Annotated in this window: 16 protein-coding genes; 4 read left to right on the plus strand and 12 right to left on the minus strand. The window is 72.8% G+C overall.

Going from position 1 to position 20,753, the window contains the following annotated elements; genetic code table 11:
• Nucleotides 1–165: 165 nt before the first annotated feature.
• Nucleotides 166–1,122 (plus strand): DUF4349 domain-containing protein, encoded by a 957-nt coding sequence (locus AOM02_RS13870; protein ID WP_062300327.1) that lies wholly within the window; start codon nucleotides 166–168, stop codon nucleotides 1,120–1,122.
• Nucleotides 1,123–1,132: 10 nt separating this feature from the next.
• On the opposite strand, the gene AOM02_RS13875 is transcribed toward AOM02_RS13870, so the two are convergent.
• From AOM02_RS13875 to AOM02_RS13895, 5 genes are all read right to left on the minus strand, one after another.
• A complete protein-coding gene (locus AOM02_RS13875) occupies nucleotides 1,133–1,738 on the minus strand; it encodes a hypothetical protein (protein ID WP_062300329.1) in 606 nt (201 codons plus the stop codon).
• Between the two features lie 125 nt (nucleotides 1,739–1,863).
• Nucleotides 1,864–3,045, minus strand: coding sequence for an MFS transporter (locus AOM02_RS13880; protein ID WP_062300332.1), 1,182 nt, complete (start codon nucleotides 3,043–3,045; stop codon nucleotides 1,864–1,866).
• On the minus strand, nucleotides 3,042–3,611 hold the full coding sequence (locus tag AOM02_RS13885; RefSeq protein WP_062300334.1) for a DUF5317 domain-containing protein: 570 nt from the start codon (nucleotides 3,609–3,611) through the stop codon (nucleotides 3,042–3,044). Before AOM02_RS13885 ends, AOM02_RS13880 begins: the two co-directional genes overlap by 4 nt.
• A gap of 2 nt (nucleotides 3,612–3,613) precedes the next feature.
• Nucleotides 3,614–5,686, minus strand: a complete 2,073-nt coding sequence (locus tag AOM02_RS13890; protein WP_062300337.1) for a putative bifunctional diguanylate cyclase/phosphodiesterase — start codon at nucleotides 5,684–5,686, stop codon at nucleotides 3,614–3,616.
• Between the two features lie 317 nt (nucleotides 5,687–6,003).
• The gene (locus AOM02_RS13895) at nucleotides 6,004–6,558 is read right to left on the minus strand and encodes a DUF4190 domain-containing protein (RefSeq protein ID WP_062300340.1); all 555 of its coding nucleotides are present in this window, start codon (nucleotides 6,556–6,558) and stop codon (nucleotides 6,004–6,006) included.
• Nucleotides 6,559–7,203: 645 nt separating this feature from the next.
• Between AOM02_RS13895 and AOM02_RS13900 the strand changes: the two genes are divergently transcribed.
• A complete protein-coding gene (locus AOM02_RS13900) occupies nucleotides 7,204–8,586 on the plus strand; it encodes a UTP--glucose-1-phosphate uridylyltransferase (protein ID WP_062300342.1) in 1,383 nt (460 codons plus the stop codon).
• Nucleotides 8,587–8,730: 144 nt separating this feature from the next.
• On the opposite strand, the gene AOM02_RS13905 is transcribed toward AOM02_RS13900, so the two are convergent.
• Nucleotides 8,731–10,581 (minus strand): bifunctional copper resistance protein CopD/cytochrome c oxidase assembly protein, encoded by a 1,851-nt coding sequence (locus AOM02_RS13905; protein ID WP_062300344.1) that lies wholly within the window; start codon nucleotides 10,579–10,581, stop codon nucleotides 8,731–8,733.
• Nucleotides 10,582–10,716: 135 nt separating this feature from the next.
• On the opposite strand from AOM02_RS13905, the gene AOM02_RS13910 reads away from it, so the two are divergent.
• Nucleotides 10,717–12,468, plus strand: coding sequence for an MDR family MFS transporter (locus tag AOM02_RS13910; RefSeq protein WP_062300345.1), 1,752 nt, complete (start codon nucleotides 10,717–10,719; stop codon nucleotides 12,466–12,468).
• On the opposite strand, the gene AOM02_RS13915 is transcribed toward AOM02_RS13910, so the two are convergent.
• Nucleotides 12,465–13,499 (minus strand): DUF2332 domain-containing protein, encoded by a 1,035-nt coding sequence (locus tag AOM02_RS13915; RefSeq protein WP_062300348.1) that lies wholly within the window; start codon nucleotides 13,497–13,499, stop codon nucleotides 12,465–12,467. The genes AOM02_RS13910 and AOM02_RS13915 overlap by 4 nt on opposite strands.
• A 73-nt stretch (nucleotides 13,500–13,572) precedes the next feature.
• Between AOM02_RS13915 and AOM02_RS13920 the strand changes: the two genes are divergently transcribed.
• Nucleotides 13,573–14,706 carry a winged helix DNA-binding domain-containing protein gene (locus tag AOM02_RS13920; RefSeq protein ID WP_062300350.1) on the plus strand — a complete coding sequence of 378 codons (1,134 nt, stop codon included), beginning with the start codon at nucleotides 13,573–13,575 and terminating at the stop codon, nucleotides 14,704–14,706.
• Nucleotides 14,707–14,713: 7 nt separating this feature from the next.
• Here the strand turns inward: AOM02_RS13920 and AOM02_RS13925 are convergent, their stop codons facing one another.
• The 5 genes from AOM02_RS13925 to pdhA are packed head-to-tail and all read right to left on the minus strand — an operon-like array spanning nucleotide 14,714 to nucleotide 20,480.
• Nucleotides 14,714–15,817, minus strand: coding sequence for a hypothetical protein (locus AOM02_RS13925; RefSeq protein ID WP_062300352.1), 1,104 nt, complete (start codon nucleotides 15,815–15,817; stop codon nucleotides 14,714–14,716).
• 43 nt (nucleotides 15,818–15,860) lie between these two features.
• On the minus strand, nucleotides 15,861–16,877 hold the full coding sequence (locus tag AOM02_RS13930; protein WP_062300354.1) for an acyltransferase family protein: 1,017 nt from the start codon (nucleotides 16,875–16,877) through the stop codon (nucleotides 15,861–15,863).
• 42 nt (nucleotides 16,878–16,919) lie between these two features.
• Nucleotides 16,920–18,329, minus strand: a complete 1,410-nt coding sequence (locus AOM02_RS13935) for a dihydrolipoamide acetyltransferase family protein (protein WP_062300356.1) — start codon at nucleotides 18,327–18,329, stop codon at nucleotides 16,920–16,922.
• A gap of 10 nt (nucleotides 18,330–18,339) precedes the next feature.
• Nucleotides 18,340–19,344 (minus strand): alpha-ketoacid dehydrogenase subunit beta, encoded by a 1,005-nt coding sequence (locus AOM02_RS13940; protein ID WP_062300361.1) that lies wholly within the window; start codon nucleotides 19,342–19,344, stop codon nucleotides 18,340–18,342.
• 5 nt (nucleotides 19,345–19,349) lie between these two features.
• A complete protein-coding gene (pdhA, locus tag AOM02_RS13945; RefSeq protein ID WP_062300358.1) occupies nucleotides 19,350–20,480 on the minus strand; it encodes a pyruvate dehydrogenase (acetyl-transferring) E1 component subunit alpha in 1,131 nt (376 codons plus the stop codon).
• Nucleotides 20,481–20,753: the final 273 nt, after the last annotated feature.

Genomic DNA, 20,753 nt, shown 5'->3' on the forward strand with positions numbered 1-20,753 from the left:
CACTGAAGGCCCCTCCTCGGAGGGGCCTTCGTCGTCCCCGGCCCACCGACGCGAGGCCGGGCGGCGCCTTCTCGGTCGTCACGAACATCACGCCTGGTCACAGCATGGTCACGGCTCTGCAACCAACGCTTCCGCGCCGCCGGTCGTCTCCTTAGCATGAGCGCCATGAGCACACGTGTCGACGCGTCACCGCGCCTCCTCCGCCGGGGCGTGGTCATCGCCTCGATCGTCGCCGCTGCCTGGGGGCTGGCGGCCTGCTCCGGGAGCGCCGAGTTCGCCGGATCCGATGCGTCCTACGCGGAGGGAGGGCAGGCGGAGGCGGCCGACGCGGCGGCCGACGACGGGTCGATGGCCGAGGAGTCGACCGACGACCGCGCGCTGATCGTCACCGGCGCGATGTACATGACGGTCGACGACCCGATCAGCGCCGCCGACGACGCGGTGGGGATCGTCGAGGGCGCCGGCGGGCGTGTCGACGCGCGGAGCGAGACGGCGCCGAGCGGGTACGACGGCGGGTCGGCGCGGCTCACGCTGCGGATCCCCGCTCCCGCGCTCGACGCCGTCGTGGACGACCTGCGCACGCTGGGCTCCGTGGACGAGTTCTCGACGGACTCCGCGGACGTCACCGACGAGGTGCGGGACCTGGATGCCAGGATCTCCACGCTGCGCGCCTCGACCGAGCGCATTGCCGGCCTGCTCGACCACGCCGAGGACATCAAGGACATCATCACGCTCGAGGACGAGCTGGCCGGCCGCCAGGCGGAGCTCGAGAGCCTCGAGGCCCGCCAGCGCGGCCTGGACGACCAGGTGTCGATGTCCACCATCGACCTCTCCCTCACCACCGAGCCGATCGTGATCGTCGACGACTCGCCACGGTCGTTCTGGAGCGGGCTCGAGTCCGGCTGGAACGCCCTGCTGTCGTTCCTCACCGCGGCGCTCGTCGTGACCGGCGTGCTGCTGCCCTGGATCACGGCCGCGGCGCTCCTCGCCGCGGCCGCGCTCATCGCGGTCCGCGTCGTGCGGAGCCGGAGGGACCGCTCGACCGCCGCATCGTCCGTGGGAACCCAGGCGCCGGAGGAGCCGGCCGCCGCGGGTGGTGCCTCCACCGACGGGGACGGCTGACCCCGCGCGATCAGTCCGCGAACGTCTCACCGGTGACGGTCGTCGGCGTTCCCGAGCCGTCGATCGCCTCCTCGACGAAGGCGTCCGGATACGGGTACGCGACCCACTCGTTGGCGACGAGCCCCTCGTCGTCGTGGGTCAGCACGCTGATGCCGACGAGCTCGAACGGGCTGCCCGCATAGTTCTCCCCGCGCCAGACCCAGAGGGCGCCGGACTCGGACCCGTCCTCGCTGATCCAGCTCTGGAGCGTCTCGACCTCGGCGTCCAGCCCGCCCGAGAGCGTGTAGAACCACCCCTGACGCATGCTGACGGCGCCGAAGACGTCGTCGTCCATGAGCGCGTCGTCCGTCGCATAGGTGGCGAGCAGATCCGCGACCTCGGCGGGGGTGCCGTACGCCTCCGGGTTCGCGACGATCTCCTCGACCGCGGCCTTCACCTCGACCGTCTTGTCGTGGCGCGCGGCGATCACGTCGAGCTCGGCCTGCAGCGCATCGCGCTGCTCGGTGACCTCGGCGAGCTGCGCCTCGAGATCGTCGGTCTCGGCACCTGTGCTGCAGCCGGCCGTGAGTGCGGCGACGGCCGCGACGATGGCGGCGGCTCCGATGCGCGTGTTCATGACGTCTCCCTCCCCGGTGCCGGTCCGGAGCGTCCGGGTCCACGGGAGGAGAGGCATCGTCCTTGGTATTTGCCGCCTTCAATTCTACGCCGAGCGGCGTCGGCACGCCCGCCCGGGGGTGTCCGTCAGGCCCGGCCGCGCAGCGGCGCTCGGCGGTCGACGCCGACCGCGATCCCCACCGCCAGCTGCCCCGTCGCGAACGCGAGCAGGAGCAGGAGCGTGGGCGTCCATGAGCCGGTCGTCTCGGCGAGGACGCCGGCGGCCACCGGTCCTGCCGCCGCCAGCAGGTAGCCGATGGACTGCGCCATCCCCGACAGCTGGGTCGTCTCGGACGGGGTGCGGCCCCGCAGGCTCATGAGCGACAGCGACATCACGAGGGAGGCGCCCGAGCCGAGCCCGGCGATCACGATCCACACGAGCGGCGCGTCCGGTGCCAGCAGGAGGCCCGCCGTGCCGACCGCGATGAACAGCGTCGCCACGACGGCCGCGCCGACCTGGCTGGTCGGCCTCATCGCGAAGGGGATGAGCAGCCCGCCGGCGATGCCCACGATCTGATAGACGAACAGGTGGATGCCCGCGGTGTGCGCGGACACCCCGAACGACGCCTCGATGGTCGGCAGCCACGTCACGAGGACGTAGAAGCTCGTGGCCTGCAGCCCCATGAAGCCGGTGACCAGCCACGCCGTGCCCGATCGCCAGATGCTCGCGTGCGCGAGGTCCACGTCCGCGACGGCCGCCGCCGCATCGTGCCGGACGCGGGTGCGGAGCCACCACACGAGCGTGACGAGCGCGAACGGCACGGCCCAGATCCCGAGCGACAGCCGCCACGTGCCGACATCGGCGAGCGGCACCGCCAGCGCGGCGCCCACCGCGGCCGAGCCCGCGATGACGGCGGAGTACGCGCCGGTCGCGACCGCGATGCGGTCGGGGAAGTCGCGCTTGACGATGACCGGCACGAGCACGTTGCCGATCGCGACGGTCGCGCCGATGACCGCGGTGCCGAGCCAGAGGCCCGGCGCCCCCGTCCACGAGCGCACCACGATGCCGAGCACGAGCCCGGCGAGCGCGGCGAGCAGCGTGCCCTCGGCGCCCCAGCGCGAGGAGAGACGATGCACGAGCGGCGACACCGCCGCGAATCCCAGCAGCGGGAGCGCGCCGAGCAGGCCCAGCGCACCCTCGCCGAGCCCGAGGTCGGCGCCGATCTCGCCCAGGACGGGACCGACGGCCGTCTGGGCGGGCCGGAGGGTCAGCGCGACGAGGTAGACGGCGAGAGCGGCCGCCAGGGAGCCCCGCGTGCACCCGCTCACTGCTCCGCGGCTTGCACCGGCTCGGCCGCGGCCGATCCCTCGCGCACGGGCGCGCCGATCCGGCGGGAGCCGGACCACGCGACGATGCCGACGCCGAGGACGATGAGCACGTCGCCCACGCTGAACGTGTTGGCGAGCGGCATCGGGTCGGGCCAGGCGAAGACGTCGCCGAGCCACGGCAGCACCGGGTCGGCGATGACGGCCGTGTTGGCGAAGGCGTGTTCGGGGTCGATGCCCGCGGCCGCCGTCGCGTCGGCGCTGGCGGGCAGCACACCACCGTTGAGCGCGATCGTGACGCCGTTGCACAGCGCGCCCGCACCCACGACGAGCAGGCCCCACACCTCGCGGTTGAGCCACACGAACGCGAGCGCGGCCGCATAGGTGGCGAGGTGCAGCGCCTCGGCGAGCATCCCGGGCAGGTGCACGTCGATGATGACGATCTGAAGCAGCAGCGCCGCCCAGATCAGCCACGCCCAGCGCCAGCGGCGCAGCAGCAGGCCGGCGGGCCAGCGCAGCACGATGAGCGGGGACAGGAGGGCCAGCAGACCCACGGCGAGGACCAGCATCGTCAGACGGTCCTCGCGGGCTCGGCGTCCGCCTCGGCGGGCGGCTCGATGCCGAGCGAGCGCTCGAGCTCCGCCGCCTCGACGGGCCGGCCGAGGTGGTACCCCTGGCCGATCACGTGGCCGAGGCCGCGCAGCGCCGTCACCGTCTCGGCGTCCTCGATGCCCTCCGCGACCACGCGCAGGTCGAGCGCGAGGGCCAGGGAGATGGTCGAGCGCACGATGATGAGGTCGTGGTGGTCGGCGCCGATGTTGCTGACGAACGAGCGGTCGATCTTCAGCTCGTCGATCTCGAGGCGCTTGAGGTAGCTGAGCGAGGCGTTGCCCGTGCCGTAGTCGTCGATCGCGATCGAGACGCCGAGGCGGCGCAGCGCGTGCAGGACGAGGTCCGCGCGGGCCGGGTCCGACAGGATCGCGGTCTCGGTCACCTCGAGCACGAGGGCCGACGCGGGCACCTGGTGGCGCGTGAGCGCGGCGCCCACCTGCTGCGGGAGGCCCTGGTCGGACAGGTGGCGGGCCGAGAGGTTGACCGACATGCGCACGTCGAGACCCGTGGCGTGCCACTTCGCGACCTGGGCCAGCGCGGTGTCGAGCACGAAGGCGGTGACCGGGAAGATCAGGCCCGAGTTCTCCGCGAGCGGGATGAACTCGTCGGCGGGGACCAGCCCGCGCTCGGGGTGGCGCCAGCGCACGAGGGCCTCGACGGCGACGACCCGACCGTCGGTGAGGTCGGTCTGCGGCTGGTAGACGACGTGGAGCTGGCCGGTGTCGAGCGCGGTGCGCAGGTCGGCGAGCAGCTGCAGGCGCTCGACGGTGTTGATGTCGAACTCCGGGGAGAACGTGCTGATCCGGTCGCGCTCGAGCTTGGCGTGGTAGAGCGCGATGTCCGCGTTCTTCATGAGCGTCTCGCCGTCGTCGCCGTGCAGCGGGGCGACGGCCAGGCCGGCGCTCGCGCGGACGAGCAGCTCGAGGCTCTCGACCTTCACCGGCTCGTCGAGCGAGGCGAGGATGTCGCGGGCGACCTGCCGCGAGGCGTTGAGGTCGCCGCGGACCACGACGGCGAACTCGTCGCCGCCGAGGCGGTGCACCGACGCGCCGTCGGGCGCGACCTCGCGCAGGCGCACGGCGACCTGGCGGAGGATCTCGTCGCCGACGGGGTGGCCGAGCGTGTCGTTGAAGTCCTTGAAGTGGTCGAGGTCGATGAGCACCAGTCCCGGGCCACCGAGGCGCAATGGCCCCGCGGCCGCGAACGCGTGCTCGAGCTCATGGTGGAGCTGCCCGCGGTTGCCCAGCCCCGTGAGGGCGTCATGAGTTGCGTCGTGGGCATGCCGGGCGGCAGCGGAGGCGAAGAGATGCGCGGCGGCCACGGGTGCCACAAGAAGTATCAGCACGCCGACGCCGTCGGCCGCGACGTCCGCCGCGATGCCTCCGACGCTCAGCAGGACCGCATGCGTGACGAACGAGTCACGCGCGTCGGAGCCGAGCACCGAGGGCAACGGGGTCCACGTCGCGATCGAGACGACTGTCGCTACGAGGAGCCAGTTCACGGTGATCATCGCCAGCCCGGCGATCAGGAGCGGACCCAGGTGAACGGGCTCAACCTCCATGGGTCCCGCGAAGAATTCGGTACCGGTAAGCCAGCAGTAGACGGCGCGGGCCGTCAGGACGCTCAGCGCATACTGCGCCGTGTTGAACATCGACTTCTTGAACTCGCGGCGGTGCAGGGCGTCGTCTGCGAGGCTAGCGATGGCCTGCGCCACCACCGCCACACCGACGCCAGCGACGGCGACCAACGCAAGGACGAACGGCGCGGAGGTCGAAAGCCGTCGGGTCTCCGTTCCCGACAGCACCAATCTCACGGGCTTCACCTCGCCGGCGATGGCGGCGGCAGCGAGGAAGACGATGGGCCACGTGAGCAGCTGGTCGCTCATCTCACGCCACGGGGTGAATACCAGGACCGACGCGATTCCCACCAGCCCGAGGGTGCAGACGGCGGTGAGGTAGGCGGACAGGAGCGAGGACGGCGTCAGGAACTTGGTCCTGACGCCGCCCTCAGAGCCTGAAGTGATCAGACCCACTTATATCCGGCGCCAACGATGACTGCGATGGCAACGAGAGTGCCCGCACTCGCCGAGACACGAGCAACGGAACTGTCCTTGAAGGCGTTCCACTTCTTCATTGTGTTCTCCCTCTGCTCGGAGGACTCCGCCGGCGACAGGGCTACGCCCGTCTGTGCTCGGGTCTCGCTGAGAGGTGTTGAGGCCCGGGCATGACATCGTCCTGCCTGGTTTCCGGCTGGACCGCCCAGCCGTGGCTCATTCTTGCGCAACAATCGTCGCCACACCAGCGTCTATTCGCGGTGTGACGACCATCACACTCGGACGCAAAAGCCGCATTACGGGACGGGGCAGGACTCGACCAGACCGGCGGTCGCGGCGAACGCCACGGCGTCCTTCTCGCCACCCCCGTACGTGAGCGTCAGGCACCAGTCGTAGGCGTCCGTGCCCTCGAGGCTGACGGCACGATCGTCGTCGAGCGAGAGCTCCGCGGGCACCTCGGCGCCGTTCACCAGGTACCCGGTCTCGTCCACCGCCACCTCGACCGACCCCTCGGGGTCCGCGACGTAGCCGTCGACCACCGCGTTGCCGATCGTGACGACGTCCGCGCGGGCACGCAGGTCCTGCTCGGCCTCGTCCGTGCCGGACGTGAGCAGCACGGCCGCAAGCACGGCCGCTCCGACGGTGCCGACGATGCCGAGCACCAGGCCGGCGAGCGGCCAGCTGCGTCGCGCGGCGGCGCCGCTGCGCCAGCGGGACAGCCCCACCAGCCCGAGCACGATCGCGATCGGGCCGAGCCCGAGGCAGCCGGTGACGAACGCGGCGATGCCCACCCCGTTGCCGCCCGTGACGACGACCTCGTCGCGCGTCCCGGTGTCGAGTGTGTCGACCATCGCGTCCTCCCTCGCTGCCCGCGTGGGGGAAAGTCTCCCACGGTCGAGGGGCGCCCCCGGGCGACGCGGCCGCGGAGCCCTGGCCACAGGTTCCGGGCAAAGCGAAGGCCCCCCGGAATTCGGGTCCGGGGGGCCTTGCCTGTAGCTCGAGAGACCACGGTGGGCGGCGCCCGCGACGCGGCGACGACCTCTCGGCCGACCCCCCGGGCCCGTCGTGCCCTGTGCCGTCACCCACAGGTCCGCCCGCCTCGCATACGAGACGGCGAACGCGGACCGCCGTTGTCCGAGGAGTCCGATCCGGCGCGCACGCACCTGTCCGTCGCCCCCGTCGTGTGCCGTCACCGGCGCTGCGGCGGGTCCGACGTCCTCGGGAGAGCGTTCTCACACCCACCCTTCGGCGCGCGTCGCACCTTTTCGCTAGAGGCGTTTCTACTCGCGTCCCTCGGCCGATGCAAGACCATGGCGCCACGGATCTTCCTTCCACCGCGCGCCCACATGGTCATCCACATGTCCCGTGCGGAGCCACGGGGTTTTACCCACACCTGTGGAAGAAATCTGTGGAAACACTGTGATGCCGATAACGTCGCGCTCACCCCGGTCCTGTGGCCTGGCCCGGGCGCGTGCACAGCCCCTAGGCTCGGGGTCATGACCGCTCCTGGACTCATCGCCGCCCAGGCCAAGATGGCCGCCGCCGGGGTCGACCAGACCGCCATCGACGTCTTCTCCCACTACTTCGCGGAGCTGGAGGCCGGAGCGACCGGGCTCATCCGTGAGGACACGATCGAGCCGCTGCTCGACCCGCCGTTCCTCGAGGGCGTCGACATCGACGACGAGGCCGCGCGCGCGGCCTTCGACAAGACCGCGATCATCCGCCTCAACGGCGGGCTCGGCACCTCGATGGGCATGGACCGCGCCAAGTCGCTGCTCACGGTCCGGGACGGCGAGAGCTTCCTCGACCTCATCGTGGACCAGGTGAAGCAGGCCCGCGCCGCCACGGGCGCCCGCCTCCCGCTCGTGCTGATGAACAGCTTCCGCACGCAGGACGACACCCTCGAGGCGCTCGCTCCGTACATCGACCTCAAGGTGAACGGCCTGCCGCTGGACTTCCTGCAGAACGCCGAGCCCAAGCTGCTGGTCGACGGCCTCATGCCCGCCGAGTGGCCCCAGGACCCCACGCTCGAGTGGTGCCCGCCGGGACACGGCGACATCTACACCGCGCTGCTCGGCTCGGGGATCCTCGAGAAGCTCCTCGACGAGGGCTTCCGCTACGCGTCGACGGGCAACTCCGACAACCTCGGCGCGGTGCCGAGCCCCACGATCGCCGGCTGGTTCGCGGCCTCGGGCGCGCCCTACGCCGCCGAGCTGTGCCGCCGCACCGCGGCGGACCGCAAGGGCGGCCACCTCGCGATCCGCAGGACCGACGGCCGCCTCATCCTGCGCGACACCGCGCAGACCGCGCCCGAGGAGATGCACTACTTCACGGACGAGCACCACCACCCGTTCTTCCACACGAACAACCTGTGGTTCGACCTCGAGAAGCTGTTCGCGGCGCTCAAGGAGCGCGGCGCGGTGCTCGGCCTGCCGCTCATCCGCAACGTCAAGAACGTCGACCCGACGGACTCCGGCTCCCCCGAGGTGTTCCAGATCGAGACCGCCATGGGCGCCGCGATCGAGGTGTTCGAGGGAGCGACGAGCATCGTCGTGGGCCGCGACCGCTTCCTGCCGGTCAAGACCACCAACGACCTGCTGCTGCTGCGCTCGGACGCCTACACGCTCGAGCCCGACGGCGCGCTGCGCCTCGCGGTGGGCGCGGCCCCGCTCGTGGACCTCGACTCGAAGCACTTCAAGACGATGTCCAAGTTCGAGGCGCGCTTCCCGCACGGGGCGCCGTCGCTCAAGGACGCCGTCTCGCTGACGGTCAAGGGCGACTGGACGTTCGGCGCCGGGGTCGTGTGCCGCGGCGAGGTCGTGCTCGAGGACACCGGAAAGGCCGAGACGATCCCGGACGGGACGGTCCTCGAGGGCTGAGCCCTCCCGCCCGCGTCCCGGACGTCCCCGGATGCGGGCGATCCCGCGCATCGTCCGCATCCCAGGTCGCCTCGACCCAGGACGCGGGCGATTCCGCGGTCCGCCCGCGATCCGGGTCGCGCCGGCGCGACGGGGACCCCGGGGTCACCGCTCCTGGCGCGCGTCCTCCTCGGCGGTGCGCGCGAGCATCGCGTTGTAGGCGCGCAGCTCGGCGTCGTCGTCCCGCTCCGCCTTGCGGTCGAGGCGGCGGGTCTCCTTGGCGTCGGCGCGACGCCACGCGAAGACGATCCCGATCGCGAGCAGCACCACCGGGAACTCGCCGATGCCCCAGGCGATCTGGCCGCCGTACTGCTGGTCGGTGATCGCGTCGGGCCCCCAGGTGCGGCCCATGAGCCCGAACCAGGTGGGCGCGATCAGCACCGTCGACATCATGATCGCGACGCCGAAGAACGCGTGGAACGCCATGGTCGCGAACAGCAGCACGATGCGCATCGGGTAGCCCGGCCGCGTGGGGCCCGGATCGATGCCCACGAGCGCGTTCACGAACAGGTACCCGACGATCGTGAAGTGCAGGATCATCCACAGGTGCCCGACGTGGTTGCGCAGCGCGAACTCGAACAGCGGCGAGTAGTAGAAGACGATGAGGAAGCCGGCGAAGCTCACGGCCGCCACGACCGGGTGCGCCCAGAAGCGCATCCACCGCGACTCGACCACGATGCGGATCCACTCGCGCGGACCCACGGAGCCGTCGGTGCGCGGCGGCAGCGCGCGCAGCGCGAGCGTGACCGGCGCGCCGAACGTGAGCGGCACCGGCACAGCCATGACGAGCAGCATGTGCTCGAGCATGTGGCCGCTGAACGTCACCATGCCGTAGACGGTCGGCGCGCCCTGCGTGAGCCACACCAGCAGCCCGATCCCGGTGAGGAAAGATGCGGTCCGGTACCAGGGCCACGCGTCGCCGCGGCGGCGCAGCCGCAGCACCCAGCGGACGTAGGCGAGCGCGACCACGGCGAGGACGAAGGCGGTGATGATCTCGAGGCGCCACTGCGCGATCCACTCCCACGCGGTCGGCGCCGGCGGCAGCTCGTAGCCCGTGAGGTAGTACGCGGGGCTGGGCTCCTCCACGGGCACGATCGGGATGGGCGGCGCGGTCGAGGCGAGCACGGCGGCCACGCCCATGACCGCGACGAGCGCGCCCACGTCCACCGCCATCAGGCGCCAGAAGCGCGCCCGCGCCTCGGCCTCGTCGAGCCGCGGCAGCGACACGCGCCGGTGCAGGGCCGCGAGCGCGACCGCGACGGACATCAGCCCGATCTTCAGGACGAGCAGGCGGCCGTACGGGCTGGTCCACAGCTCGGACGGCGTCGACAGCCGGATCCAGCCGTTGACCGCGCCGGAGACGACCACCGCGGCGGCGGCCCAGATCGCGATCCTCGAGGCGCGTGCGATCGCGGCCTTGGTCTGGTCGCCGAGCACCCCGCGCAGGAGCAGCATCACGCCGATGACTCCGGTCCAGATCACGGCGCCGGCGAGGTGCAGGAACATCGCGGAGGTCGCGAGATGGTGGTCGGCCGCGCCGGCGGCGTGCCCGGTCTCCGCCAGCCATCCGAGCGCCCACGCGACCGGTACCAGCGACCATGCGGCCACGGCGGGCGTGCGCACCAGCGTGCACAGCACCGACGCGACGAGCCCGGCGGCGAGCACCTGCAGGTACGCGATCAGCAGGTCGACGGACGTGGAGTAGCTCCACCACTCCTCGACGAAGCGTGACGCGTCGGGCAGCGAGCCGCGGATGGACGCGTAGGTCGCGAGCGAGTGGCCGAACGCGCCGACGACCCAGCCGATCGACCCGATCCGCGCGACCAGGGCGGCACGGCCGACGGCGGCGTGGCCGCGCGGCAGGACCCCCGCGATGATGACCAGCGCGCCCGCGGTGGCCGCGATCGAGAGGTCCCTCAGGGCGGCGAACAGCGTCACCAGGACCTCGACAGACATGCCTCAAGGGTAGGGCCGGGCGGGGGCGCCCCCTCACGTCCCCGCGGGCGGCGCCCTGGCGGAATCGATGCCGCGGGCGCAAGGTTGACGGAGGAGGCGCCCGCGCCACGCCCTCACCTTCCCGAAGGGTGCACGATGACCGACCAGTCCCCGCTCCTGGAACGCCGCCAGATCAACCTCATCGTCGGCGGCCTCGTCGTCGGGATGTTCCTCGCCGCCCTCGACCAGATGATCGTGGCCACCGCGATCCGCACCATCGGGGACGACCTGAACGGGCTCACGCTGCAGGCGTGGGTCACCACGGCCTACCTGGTCGCGGCCACCATCTCGACGCCGCTCTACGGCAAGCTGTCCGACATCTTCGGCCGCAAGCCGCTGTACATCGTCTCGCTCAGCCTGTTCATCGTCGGCTCGCTGCTGTGCGGCACCGCGACCGACATGTACCAGCTCGCCGCCTACCGGGGGCTGCAGGGCCTGGGCGCGGGCGGGCTCATGGCGCTCGCGCTGATCATCGTCGGCGACATCCTCAGCCCCCGCGAGCGCACCAAGTACCAGGCCGCCTTCTTCGGGGTGTGGGGCATCGCCTCCGTCCTCGGCCCCGTCCTCGGCGGCTTCTACGCGGACGCGGACCAGCTGCTGGGGCTCGCCGGCTGGCGCTGGATCTTCCTCCAGAACGTGCCGCTGGGACTCATCGCGCTCGTCATCGTCCTGCGCGTCCTCCACGTGCCGCACCACGCGCACGCCGTGCGCGTCGACTACTGGGGCGCCGCCGCGCTCGTCGCCGCGATCGTGCCGATGCTCGTGGTGGTCGAGCAGGGCCGCGAGTGGGGGTGGACCTCCACCCCGGTGGTCGCGCTGTCCGCGGTCAGCGTCGCCGGCATCGTCGCCTTCATCGTGGCCGAACGCGCGGCCGGGGACGATGCGCTGCTCCCCCTGCGCATGCTGCGCAACCGCACGGTGGGGGTGTCCACCGGCCTCAACTTCGTCATGGGCTTCGCGATGTTCGGCGGGCTGGCCGGCATCCCCCTCTACCTGCAGATCGCCAAGGCGATGAGCCCCACCGAGGCGGGCCTCGCGATGCTGCCGTTCACGCTCGGCATCCTCGTGATGGCGGGCTCCTCGGCCCAGATCATCCGCGCGACCGGCCGGTACAAGCCGTTCCCGATCGTCGGCGCGACGCTCATCGTGGTCGCCGGGCTGGTCCTGTCGCGGCTCGAGGCCGGCAGCTCGCTGTGGCACGTGGGCCTGGGCGGGTTCCTCTTCGGCCTCGGGCTGGGCGGCATCATGCAGCCGGTCATGCTCGCGGTGCAGAACGCGGTCGAGCCGCGCGACATGGGCGCCGGCTCGGCCTCGGTGATGTTCTTCCGGCAGATCGGCGGCTCGCTCGGCACCGCGGTGTTCCTCTCGATGCTGTTCTCGGCCGCGCCCGGGGACATCGGCGCCGCGTTCGCCACCGCGGCCAAGGACCCCGCGTTCCAGCAGGTGGTCGCCGACCCGGCGACGGTGGCCAACCCCGCCGACAAGGCCGTGATCGACGCGATCGAGGCCGGCGGCGTCACCGCGGACTCGGGCCTCTCGCTCGACGACACCTCGTTCCTGCAGGAGATCGATCCGGTCCTGGCGGAGCCGTTCCGCGTGGGCTTCTCCGACGCGATCACCGGCGTCCTGCTGTTCTCGTCGATGTTCTCGGTGCTGGGGCTGGGGCTCGCCCTCGCGCTCCCGCAGCTTCCCCTGCGCGAGAAGTCCGGCCTCGAGACGCTCCGCGACGGCGATCACGCGCTGGCGGGGACGGAGGCCCCGGCCTCCGGGGACGGGGCTCCCGCGCCCGCCGCCGTGGAGGCGGGCGGGCACGCCGACGGTTCCGAGGAGGACCCCGGACCCCCCTAGGTCTCCTGGAGCGGCGCGTCGATCCACGCGCCGTGCGTGTGCGCGGTCGCCGCGGGTGCCGTCTCGCGCGGCCGCAGCCCCACCCGGATGTCCGCGCCGCCGCCGGGCTGGGGCTCGAAGGCCACCCGCACGAGCGGACGCTCGGCGGCCACCCGCGCGACCGACGCGTCGATCGCGTCGAGCGCCTCGTCGGGCAGCTGGTAGAGCGCGATCGAATGCCACAGCACGATCGGCCCCTCCGGCAGCGCCGCCGCCACCTGCGGGAGCGTGACCGCGGCGTCGCCCGGCACCATGGTGATGGCGACCTCGCGCCGCAGCGCGATGGCGGCCCGCAGCCGCTCGAGCCGGTCGGCCTGCTCGGGCCACACGAGCGCCTCGAGCCACGCCGCCTGGTCGGGATCGGTGGCGTCGACCGGCGACAGGTCCAGCCCGGTGCGGCTCGCGAACACGGGCGGCGCCGCCGGGAGCGGGAACCCTCCACGGTTCTCGCTGTCGACCACGAGCGTGGACGACCCCAGCCGCGTGTCGCCGTACCGGTACGCGACGCTGTCCATGAGCAGGCCGAGCCCGGCGGACGCGCCCATGTCGATCGCGTGCACGGGCCCGTCCCAGCCCCGCCGAGCCAGCTCATCCGCGATCACGGGCATGAGGACCGCGCAGCGGCGCACCTCGTTGGTCTGCGTCCGGCGCGTCCGCCCGAGCGCGAAGATCTCCTCGCGGTGCGCGAGGACGAAGTCGTGGAACGCCGCGTAGGCGTCCGCGTCCGGCTTCCGGGCGTCGCCGGCGAGGCGCGGGTACCACGCGGCCAGCGCATCGTCCGCCGTGAGGAGGCGCTGCACCGCGGCGAACAGGACGTTGATGGGCGGCGAGGTGGGGATGCGGGCGATCACCCCGAGCAGGTCCGGGTCGTCCGCGATCCGCATCGCGAACAGCTCGTACAGCGGCGAGTCCACCGCGAAGGGCGTCCACGCGCGGACGGATGCCGCCACCTCGTCGAGCGGCACGTCATTGCCCGCGAGCCAGCGTTCCATGGGGACCTCCTTGGGGTGCGCTTGGGTCACCCTTGACCGTCCTCGACGCTACCACCGCGGATAGCCTGACGGGATGCCGGCGCCCCTGTCCGCGACCGACGTCCGGCGGCTGCGCCTGCGTGCGCTGCTGCTCACCGGGCGCCGCGGCCTCGCCCTGGGCGGGGACGATGCGGCGGCGGACGACGAGGGCGCGGTCGCCGCCGTCGTGTCCCACCTGGGCGCGATGCAGGCGCAGGACGTCGCGCACGCGCTCTGGTCGCTCGGGATCCGCCTCCCCGGGGCGACCGAGCCCGGCATCCGCGCGGCGCTCGCGCGCGGGGAGGCCATCCGCACCTGGTCGATGCGCGGCACGGTCCACCTGGTGCCGCCCGACGATGCGGCGTGGATGGTCGCGCTCATGAGCCCCCGTCCCCGCGCCGCCGCGGCGGCGCGACGGGCGCACCTCGGGCTGGACGACGCGACGTGCGACCGCGGCACCGCGGTCCTGCTCGACGCGCTGAGGGGCCGGCGCCTCACCCGCGCGGCCTGCCTCGCCGCCCTCGACGGCGCCGGCATCCCCACCGACGGCCAGCGGGGCTACCACCTGCTGATCCACGCGGCGCAGGCCGGGGCCGTGTGCATCGTCGCCCAGGACGGCACGGACCAGGTGTTCGGACGCCTCGACGAGGCCGCGCCGCACCCGCGCACGCCCGACCGCGAGGAGGCGCTCGCGACGCTGGCGCGCCGCTACCTCCGCTCGCACGGCCCGGCGACCGTGGCGGACCTCGCGCGGTGGACCGGGCTGGGGGTGCGGGACTGCCGCGCGGGCGTCGCGGCGGCGGGCGAGGACGTCGTGCCGGTGGAGACCGACGCGGGGCCGATGCTCGCCGCCCCTGCCCTTCTCGACGCCGGCCCGGCGGCCGAACGCACGATCCTCACCCCGCCGGGCTTCGACGAGCTGGTGCTCGGCTACGCGGACCGGTCCGCTCAGCTCGATCCCGCGCTCGAGGCGGCCGTCGCCCCGGGCGGCAACGGCGTCTTCCGCTCGACGCTCGTGCGCGACGGACGGGTGGTCGCGACCTGGCGGCGCGCCCTCACGGCGCGCACGGTGAGGGTCGAGGCGCACGACCTCGTGGGCCTGTCGCCTCGCGACCGCGCGCGCTGCACCGCGGCTCTCGAGCCCTACGGCGCCTTCATCGGCCGCGACGTCGAGCTGCGCTGGGGCTGAGCCGACCTCAGCCCGCGAACGGCGACGGGTTCTTGTCCGCGACCTCGGCGCTCGCCTGGCGCAGGATGCCGATCACCGCGTCGACCGCGAGATCGAGCGGCACAGCGTCGAGCGCGACCTCGGGCTGCGCCCTGGTGGGCTTCACGAACTCCGCGCGCTCGCCCACGAGGGTGGCGCCCAGCTGCTCGAACACGTCCCACTGCTCGTTGGCGGCCTCGGCCACCCGGTCGGTCCACGCGGCCGGGATCGCGACCTTGCCCTCGTCGGCGCCGGGCTTGCGGTGGGCCTGCACCTGGAGGAAGGCGCCGCGGTGGAGCAGGCGCGTGTGGTCCTCGCGGGTCAGGCCCGCGTCGTGCGCGGCCTCGGTGAGCACGCGCGCGAACTCGATCTCGAGCGCCGTGAAGCCACGGTTGGCGGCGCCCTGGTCCTTGCCGAGCTCGTCGCCCACGAGGTCGTCGACCGTGAGGCCGAGCAGGCCGGCGAAGCTCTGGAAGAGGCGCTCGGGGGCGGAGGAGTCCACCACGACCACCGTGACGTTGTCCGCGCCGAACGCGTCGACCCACGGGCGCAGGGCGTTCGCCTGCAGCCACAGGCGCGGGCCCGTGCGGTCGCCGGCCATCGCGAAGCGCGACTCGAGCCACGGGTCGAGCCCGTCGCGGACCTGCCCGTTGCGCACGTTCTGCTGCCACAGCGAGGCGAGGAAGGACGCGACCGAGCGCGTCGTCATGACGACCTGGGCGTCGGGGCCGAGCGTCTTCCGCGCGTGCGCGATCGCCTTGGGGCTCGCCAGCATCGCGCTCTCCTCGGAGATCAGCGTGCGGGCGCGCGGCAGGCCGGCGCGCTGCGTGAGGAGCGCGTCCCAGGCGCCGGGCTTGGGCGCCTTGCCGTTGCCGTACGCGAGCAGCGCCTGCACCGCGTGGCGGTGCTTGTGCGCGTTCGAGGCGGCGCCTGCGGGCGTCGGGTAGACGACGCCCAGCTGCGCGAGGGCCTCGCGTCGGCTCGCGAGCGCGAACTGGAGCGCGCTCGTGCCCGTCTTCGGGGCACCGATGTGGAAGAGCGCCGAGCCCTCGGGGATCGGGGTGAGCGCGGGCGTGGCGGAGTCGGTCGACATGATCCCCGAGCATAACTGTCGCAAAGGGGCACAGCGGGATGTACTACGCGTGCGGAGCGGCCACCGTCTCGAGCTGCCGGGACCGGCGCCGCGCGCCGATAGCGGCGATCGCCCGCTCCCATGCCCACGTCAGCAGCGCCGCGAGCACCATGACGCCGATCGTCACCGCGAGCGAGAACCACGGATCGCGCGGCCTCAGCTCGTCCGGGGCGAGCGCGCCGAACACGAGGAACGGATGGAGCAGGTAGACCCACAGCGAGAACACGCCGATCCGTTCCAGCGACGGGCCGATGACCGGGATCGGCCGCTCGAGCCAGCGCAGCACCACCGGGACGAGCGAGAGCGCGCCGAGCGCGAGGACCAGCCGCGACGGCTGGTTGAGGACGGAGACGCCCTCGAAGACCGCGAGCCGCATGACGAGGCCGGCGACCACCGCGCCGAGCGCCCACCACGGCGGCAGCACCCGCGCCCAGCCGTTGCGCACCATCATGCCGAAGGCGAAGTAGCAGAAGTACAGGGTGAAGCGCTTGTCGAACGGCAGGTCGCCCAGGATCGAGTCGGCCACGAGCGTCCCCACGTACGCGGCGACCGCCGCCTGGCCGAGCACCATGCCGGGCCACGGCGTGCGCGCCGCCAGCCACGCCACGACGATCGCGAGCATGAGCACCGGGATGTACCAGAGGTGGAAGGCCGGCTCGAGGACGAGGTCGCCCACGAGGCCGCTCCACGACCACCCGCGCTGCGGCTGCTGGGTCAGGCGCCACAGGACCGAGATCGCGAGCCACGCGAGCAGCATCCGCCACCAGTAGTGGGCGAGCAGCCCGCCGAACGAGCGGCGGCGCAGGCTCTCCGCCCGCAGCAGGTAGCCCGACAGGAACAGGAACAACGGCATGTGCACGCTGTAGATGAGGTACCGGGTGACGTCCTCGCCGAGCGGCACCATGTAGGCGTGCCCGAACACGACGAGCACGAGCAGGAGCGCCTTGAGCTGGTCGGGACCGGCCGACCGCGGCGCCCGCTCGACGCTCGCCGTGGGGACGGCCGGGGCTCGTGCGGTCACGCGGGGAAGGCTAGCAAACCGGACATCGCGGGCGCGGGAGGCCTACGCCCAGACGAGGCCCTGGGACGGGTCGCTCATCACGCGGCCCACGTCCGCGAGGACCCGCGCGCCCAGCTCGCCGTCGACCAGCCGGTGGTCGAAGCTCAGCGCGAGCTGCGTGACCCAGCGCACCTTGATCTCGCCCTCGTGGACCCACGGCTGCTCGCGGATCGCGCCGAAGGCGAGGATCGCGGACTCCCCGGGGTTGAGGATCGGGGTGCCGGTGTCGATGCCGAGCGGTCCCACGTTGGTGATCGAGATGGTGCCGCCGGACAGCGCCGACGGGGGCGTGCGGTTCTCGCGCGCGAGCGACGTCAGCTCGCCGATCTCGAGCGCGAGCTCCTTGAGCGGCAGGCGGTGGGCGTCCTTGATGTTCGGCACGAGCAGTCCGCGCGGCGTCGAGGCCGCGATGCCGAGGTTGACGAAGTGCTTGTAGACGATCTCCTGTGCGGCGTCGTCCCACGCGGCGTTGATCTCGGGGTGGCGGCGCACCGCCAGCAGCAGCGCCTTTGCGACGATGAGCAGCGGCGTCACGCGCACGTCCTGGAACTCTCGGTCGGCCTTGAGCCGCTTGACGAGGTTCATCGTCTCGGTCACGTCGGCCGTGTGGAACACGGTGACGTGCGGGGCGGTGAAGGCCGACTTCACCATCGCCTCGGCGGTGCGCTTGCGCACCGACCGCACGGGCACCCGGGTCGAGCGGCCGCCGTCCTTCGAGTAGCCGGACTCGAGCCACGGCTGGTCGTCGGCCGCGTACGTCGCGAGGCTGCGCGCCGACATGGCCTGCGCGGCCTGCTCGACGTCCTCCCGCGTGACGAGCCCGCCGGGCCCGGACGGCGTGAGCGTGGTGAGCTCCACGCCGAGCTCGCGCGCGAGCTTGCGCACCGGGGGCTTCGCGAGCACGGGGTAGTCGCTTGCCTGATCGGCGCCGCCGATCGGGTCGAGCGCGCCGTCGCGGCGGGGCCGCCGCTGCGCGGAGCCGGCCTTGACGCCGTAGCCGACGAGCACCGCTCCAGAGCCCTCCTCCGCGGGGGACGATGCGGCGGGTGCCGGCGTCTCGGGCGCGGGGGCCGGCGCGGCGGGGGCGGCGCTCGGGGCCTCGACCACGGCCTCCGCCGCGACCGCGTCCTGCGCGACCGGCGCATCGTCCGCCGGGGCCTCGCCGTCCGGGTCGGTGTCGAACTCCGCGATCGCGACGCCGACCTCGACGGTGTCGCCCTCCTGCGCGAGCAGGCGGACCACGACGCCGTCGAACGGGCAGGGCAGCTCCACGAGCGACTTCGCGGTCTCGATCTCGACGAGCGGCTGGTTGACCTCGACCGTGTCGCCGGGCGCGACGCGCCACGTGACGATGTCCGCCTCGGTCAGGCCCTCGCCGGCGTCCGGCATGTGGAAGGTCTCGATGGTGGGCATGCGCGGCCTCTCAGTGCGTCATCACGCGGTCGACGGCGTCGAGCACGCGATCAAGGTTGGGCAGGTAGTCGTGCTCCAGCTTGCTGCCAGGGTAGGGCGCGTGGAAGCCGCCCACCCGGAGCACGGGCGCGTGGAGGTGGAAGAAGGCCTCCTCGGCGATGCGTGCCGAGAGCTCGGCGCCGGGCCCGTAGGCGGTCGGGGCCTCGTGGACGATGACGACGCGGCCCGTGCGCTTGGCCGAGCGGATCACCGTGGCGGAGTCGAGCGGGGAGATCGAGCGCAGGTCGACCACCTCGACGCTGGTGCCGTCCGCGCCGGCGACCTCGGCCGCCTGGAGCGCGAGCCGCACGGTCGGGCCGTACGCCACGAGGGTGACGTCGGTGCCCGCGCGGGCAACGCGGCCGCGCGACATCTCGGCGGTGCCCACGGAGGCGCCGTCCTCGGCGGACAGCTGCGCGTCGACGCGGTCCGCGTCGACCTCTCCCTTGTCCCAGTAGCGCGCCTTCGGCTCGAAGAAGAGGACGGGGTCCGGCGAGGCGATGGCCTGCTGGATCATGTCGTACGCGTCCTGCGGCGTCGCCGGCGAGATCGCGCGCAGGCCCGCGGTGTGCGCGAACAGCGCCTCGGGGCTCTCGGAGTGGTGCTCGACCGCGCCGATGCCGCCCGCGAACGGCACGCGGATCACGACGGGGAGCTGGATGCGCCCCTGCGAGCGGTAGTGCATCTTCGCGAGCTGCGTCGTGATCTGGTCGTAGGCGGGGAAGATGAAGCCGTCGAACTGGATCTCGATCACGGGCCGGTAGCCGCGCATCGCCATGCCGATCGCGGTGCCGACGATGCCGGACTCGGCGAGCGGGGTGTCCATGACCCGGTCCGGGCCGAAGTCCTTCCACAGCCCGTCCGTCACGCGGAACACGCCGCCGAGCTGGCCGATGTCCTCCCCCATGAGGAGGACCTTCTCGTCGCGGTCCATCGCCGCACGCAGGCCGCGGTTGATCGCGCCCGCCATGGTCATCTGGGTCACGCGTGCACCCCCTGGTCGGCGAACGAGCGCTCGTAGCGCTCGAACCACGCCCGCTCGGCCTCGACGGTGGCGTGGGGCTCGGCGTAGACGTGGTCGAACATGGTGGCGACCGCCGGGCGGTCCCACGACCGGACCGTCTCGCGGGTGCGGCGGCCCAGCTCCTTCGACTCGGCCGCGACGGCCTCGCGGGCCTCGTCCGGGAGCTCCCCCTGAGAGGAGAGGTAGGCGTCGAGGCGGGCGATCGGGTCGCGCTCGGCCCAGTAGGACTCGTCCGCGCGGGTGCGGTAGCGCGTCGGGTCGTCGGAGGTGGTGTGCGCGCCCATGCGGTACGTGAAGGCCTCGATGAGCACCGGGCCGCCGCCCGAGCGGGCGCGCTCGAGCGCCCACCGCGTCACGGCGTAGCAGGCGATGACGTCGTTGCCGTCGACGCGGACGGACGGGATGCCGAAGCCGGCGCCGCGCTGCGCGAGCGGGACGCGGCTCTGGCGGGTCACCGGCTCCGAGATCGCGAACTGGTTGTTCTGGACGAAGAAGACGATGGGGGCGTCGTGGACCGCGGCGAAGACCATCGCCTCGTTCACGTCGCCCTGGCTGGTGGCGCCGTCGCCGAAGTAGCAGACCACCGCGCCGTCGCGCTCGGGGTCGCCCGTGCCGACGAGCCCGTCGCGGTCCATCGCCATCGCATAGCCGGTCGCGTGCAGCGAATGGGCGCCGATGACGAGCGTGTAGAGGTGGAAGCGGTGCGCCTCCGCGTCCCAGGCGCCGTGCTGGAGGCCGCGGAAGATGCGCAGGATCTCGGGCAGGTCGACGCCGCGCGTGTGGGCGACGCCGTGCTCGCGGTAGGACGGGAAGACGAAGTCGTTGCCGTTCATCGCATGGCCGGAGCCGATCTGCGCGGCCTCCTGGCCGAGCGACTGGACCCACAGGCCCAGCTCCCCCTGCCGCTGCAGGCTGGTGGCCTCGTTGTCGAACGCGCGCACGACCGTCATGTCGTGCCACATGCGGCGCAGCGCCGCGGCGTCGAGGTCCTCGGCGTACCGGGAGAACTCGGGGTGCTCGACACGCTCCCCGGTGCGGGTGAGCAAGGTGACGAGATCGTCGTCCGTCTGCGGACCGAGTGCGTCCACGGGTGGCTCCCTTCCGTTCCACGAGCGGGGCACAGGGTCTCCCCGCCGTAACCTACGCCAGCGTAGGCTACGGAACCGTAGGTTATCAAACGGGGCCTCCGCGACGGGGCGCCGCGCCGCACGTCGCGCGGCCTTCCCGGCCTCCTCCTCATCTGGCACACACCCGCGCAAAGGGCCCGAACCTGTACCGTGGGGCCGTCGCGGACTCCGCCCGGAGCCCGCCTGTCTGGAGGCATTGCATGGGAACGCACGACGGCATCGCCGACGCGACGC

This window comes from Demequina maris (assembly GCF_000971155.1).
Taxonomy (GTDB): domain Bacteria; phylum Actinomycetota; class Actinomycetes; order Actinomycetales; family Demequinaceae; genus Demequina; species Demequina maris.